This is a genomic window from Granulosicoccus sp. 3-233 (genome assembly GCF_052681095.1).
Genome location: NZ_JBQYLE010000039.1, coordinates 1 through 3974, shown reverse-complemented (window position 1 = coordinate 3974; position 3974 = coordinate 1). Strand labels below are relative to the sequence as shown.

General features: G+C 54.2%; 6 protein-coding genes. All 6 read left to right on the top strand.

Going from position 1 to position 3974, the window contains the following annotated elements:
• The first annotated feature begins 7 nt into the window (after window positions 1-7).
• The 6 genes from ACUNV4_RS30230 (at window position 8) to ACUNV4_RS30205 (ending at window position 3930) form a co-directional block, all read left to right on the top strand.
• On the top strand, window positions 8-298 hold the full coding sequence (locus tag ACUNV4_RS30230; protein WP_430882402.1) for a DUF6444 domain-containing protein: 291 nt from the start codon (window positions 8-10) through the stop codon (window positions 296-298).
• 37 nt (window positions 299-335) lie between these two features.
• The gene (locus ACUNV4_RS30225) at window positions 336-752 is read left to right on the top strand and encodes a transposase (RefSeq protein ID WP_430882401.1); all 417 of its coding nucleotides are present in this window, start codon (window positions 336-338) and stop codon (window positions 750-752) included.
• Window positions 736-1182 carry a hypothetical protein gene (locus ACUNV4_RS30220; RefSeq protein ID WP_430882400.1) on the top strand — a complete coding sequence of 149 codons (447 nt, stop codon included), beginning with the start codon at window positions 736-738 and terminating at the stop codon, window positions 1180-1182. The genes ACUNV4_RS30225 and ACUNV4_RS30220 overlap by 17 nt, the downstream gene beginning before the upstream one ends.
• A gap of 562 nt (window positions 1183-1744) precedes the next feature.
• Window positions 1745-3166: a group II intron reverse transcriptase/maturase gene (gene ltrA, locus ACUNV4_RS30215; RefSeq protein ID WP_430882399.1), complete on the top strand. Its 1422-nt coding sequence runs from the start codon at window positions 1745-1747 to the stop codon at window positions 3164-3166.
• An 83-nt stretch (window positions 3167-3249) separates the two neighbouring features.
• Window positions 3250-3594, top strand: a complete 345-nt coding sequence (locus ACUNV4_RS30210) for a DDE-type integrase/transposase/recombinase (RefSeq protein ID WP_430882398.1) — start codon at window positions 3250-3252, stop codon at window positions 3592-3594.
• Window positions 3595-3708: 114 nt separating this feature from the next.
• Window positions 3709-3930 (top strand): hypothetical protein, encoded by a 222-nt coding sequence (locus tag ACUNV4_RS30205; protein WP_430882397.1) that lies wholly within the window; start codon window positions 3709-3711, stop codon window positions 3928-3930.
• Window positions 3931-3974: the final 44 nt, after the last annotated feature.

Below are 3974 nucleotides of genomic sequence, written 5' to 3'. Positions count from 1 at the left end.
GCGTTGAATCCTGATCCCGCCTTACGTAGGCGAGGTTCTGTCGGCCCAAATAGGGAGCAGTTGCTCAGGTCGAACTAGATCACTCGAGGAGGCTCACGCCCAGACCGATGGATTGTGGGACATCGTTACTGAGCTCAAACAGCAGAATGATGAGATCCGGCAACAGAACGAAGAGCTTCGGGAGCAGGTGAAAGAGCTCAGAGAACGCATTGGCAAGAGTTCCCTCAATTCGTCTCGTCCACCCTCGTCGGATTCCCTACGTGTCAACCTGATGCCATACAGTCATCGTATGGGATAACATAGATTTCAGGGCTATGGAAACAGGAACACAGACAGTGCCCAAAGATTCATCAGAGATACCCGACAGACAGGTCACGCCTGATCCAAAGCTAGAGAAGCGCACTCGGCGTGTGTTCAAACCCGAGTATAAGCTGCGCATCGTTCAGGAGGCCAATGCGTGCAAACACGGCGAGCTGGGTGCGTTGCTCAGGCGTGAAAAGCTCTACAGTAATCAGCTCTCGGATTGGGGACGTGAGTATGCCGAGAACGGCATCGAGGGTTTGAGCAAGTCCTCTCCAGGCCCTTCTCCTGCCAAGAGCGCCGAGCAACGTGAAACCGAGAAGCTCAAACGTCAAGTGGCATCGCTCAACAACGAGCTGGCTATCGCCAACGATTGCCTGACTATCCAAAAAACGTCTTGTCAATTCTCGATCGTTCGAGCAATGGGAAAACGCAGTGAACCTCGCTCTTGAAGAGCGCCCCAGCCGGTTGCCGCTAAGTGTTGCCTGCCGGGCACTGGGGCTCAATCGCAGCAGCGTCTATCAGCGCCAGAAGGGACTTGTCGGCAATGACAGCACGAAGCGTAGTCGCAAGAACGCCCCTCAGCCACGCGCGCTGAGTGAGCAGGAATGCCAGGGCGTTCTTGCGACATTGCGTAGCCCTGAGCACAGCAATCAGCCTCCTGCAGAAGTGCACCAACGTCTTCTCGAGCAAGGCGATGCCCCCTGTTCGATGCCCCCTGCATGCATCGGCTTCTGCGCAAGGGAGGCGAAAACGGTGAACGACGCGATCAGAAGGCCGGCGCAGCATCATGCCATACCGCGCCTGAAAGCAACTGGACCCAACCAGGTCTGGACATGGGACATCGTGCGCCACGAGGCGCTTTTAACCGCGTGGCAGTGAAAGACCGCCACGGCCTGACTGTCGCAGCAGTCGGGTACAAGCTGAGGGCAGCCTGATCCGGGGAACACCGGTGAAGGTGGGAGCAGTCCTGACAACGCCGAGATGCTTTAGAACCGTCAGATATAGCAGGTTCGGCAAGCAAGACAGGAAGGTATAACGAGAGTGAACCAACAGCATAAAGCCTCTAAAGAGCGAGCCACCAGCTCCAACCTGACGGATGTGGGCTGGGTTGCAGTGCGTACCCACGATCAATATCAGTCGTGGCAACTCCTTGTTCGTTTGTATGTCGTCGATCGGGAGGTCATCGTGAATGCCTGCGGCGTAGCGTTGACGAAGCTGCAGGGGCATAGTTGGATACCTAACCTGATAAGCGGGAGAAAGTGAACGTGGGAACCGGATTTACAGCCCTTGAGAGTGAAAGCTCGACGAGGAAGGCGTGTTGCCCGCTGATGCTGTGGATCTGGGGCGGAGGGGCCGTAGTAGTTCGAGCACGGGAAAGCCGTGTACATAGCGAAGGGCCCCAGCAAGATCGTAACAAACTACGATTGCGAGGAGCTCGCCGGTGAATACTGGTGATCCATGGCCAGAGCGGGAAGCCGCCGAGGCTCGGGTACTGGCAATGCAATGTAAGTTACACCAATGGGCAACGTCTGATAGTGGACGTTGCTTTGATGATTTGTTTAACCTAGTACACGACCCCGCCTTCCTTGTTGTCGCATGGCACAGGGTTCGGGGCAACAAAGGCAAGCGCAGTGCAGGAATCGACGGGGTGAGACCCATCTCGATAGATAATCCTGAGTTGTTTCTTGGCGAGCTAAGAGAATCACTCAAAGCTCGATGCTATATCGCTTCGCCTGTTCGGCAAAAGTGGATCCCCAAAGCGAGTGGCAAACGCCGTTCTCTAGGTAAACCCACTACGATCGACCGGGTGGTGCAAGCATCTTTGTCTCTAGTACTTGAGCCGATTTTTGAAGCTGATTTTCTGCCATGTTCCTATGGCTTTCGGCCTAATCGTCGTGCTCAGGACGCAATAGCGGAAATACGTTTCCTTGCTAATCCGGTCCGGAACTACCAATGGGTATTCGAGGCGGATATCAAGGCGTGCTTCGACAACATCGCACATGGGCCTTTACTACGGCGCATTGCTAAGCGTGTTGGCGATAAACGAGTACTTTCGCTGATTCGCGGATCACTACGTGCTGGTATCCTCGGTGAGGATGACAAGGCACGTGGAACGATTACTGGTACGCCTCAGGGCGGCATATTATCACCACTACTAGCCAACATCGCGTTGTCTATTTTGGACGAGCACTTTGCCAGGAAATGGGAAGCGCTTGGTCCATCTTGGACACGAGCAAAACGACGTCGAGCCGGTACACCAGCGATGAGGCTTTTTCGCTACGCGGACGACTTCGTGATCATGGTGGCTGGCAAACGGAGCGATGCAGAAGCGTTGTGGGATGAAGTGGCTTTGATTATTGAACCGATAGGTCTGAGCCTATCGCAAGAGAAAACAAAGGTATGCCATGTGGACGATGGGTTTGACTTTCTCGGCTGGCGAGTTCACCGCCGCCGCTGGAGAGGTCGCAACGGAAAGAAAGCTGTATATTCCTATCCGTCAAAGAAATCTCTTACAACTTTGATGACAAAGATACGCTCTCTAACCCGTAAAAACAAACATAGAACGCTTGGTGAACTGCTGCACTCTGTCAATAGAGTGTTGCGAGGATGGTGTGAGTACTTCCGATACGGTGTATCTGCAAGAACGTTCAGCTATGTGGATTACTTCACGTGGCATCGGATCTTCCGATGGCGTTACAAGCGACACGCCAAGATCGGTAAGAAGGCTCTCGTTGACCGTCATATGCCGAACTGGCAAATGAGCGATGCAGACGTCTCCTTATTCAAACCACAATCGGTATCCATTATCAGATACCGGTATCGTGGTGCGAAGATACGCACACCGTGGGCGTTCTCGGCATGATCTTGTGGAGAGCCGGATGCGGTGAGAGTCGCACGTCCGGTTCGGAGGGCGAGCCACGGAAACTTGGCCGGAGCAATCTGGCAGTGAGCGCCGTGGCCCGACCCTACAGCAAACTGCCTCTCGTGACTCAGGGTGTCTATCTGTCTCTCTACGCCATCACGGACCTGTTCAGTCGCTATACCGTTGCCTGGATGATCTCTTTGAAGGAGAACAGTGCACTGGCAACGCAGCTGATGGGTGAGGCAAGCGCTCGGTACAGTATCGTCCCGGGGCAGCTGACATTGCATCAGGACAGGGACTCTCCCATAACGGCCAACGGTTTTCTAGGAGCCATGCGGACGCTGGATATCACTTGCAGTCATAGTCGTCCTCGGGTCAGTAATGACAACGCGTTCAGCGAAAGTGCATTCAAGACATTGAAGTACTAACCGACCTATCCAGGAAAATTCAACAGCACTGAGCATGCCCGTCAATGGTGTAGTGATTACTACCAATGGGCGAACTTCCACCACCATCATAGCGGACTGAATGGGGATACCCCGGTGCAGGTATTCACCGGCACCTTCGCCGAAATTGCCAAAACCAAACAGGCGGCGATGGACAATCGCTACCGGCTCAATCCAGAGCGATTCGTCAGAGGACGGCCACGGGTGAAGTTGCCGCCAACGGAAGTGGCGATCAATCCGATCAGTGATGAGGAAATTGCCGACGGAGTACTCGATGCCGTCAACGTAAGCGTTCACGACATCAGGCTGGCGTTCTGACGCATGTAACCTATCATCAGTGCATCACCCGCACTTGCTGCTAG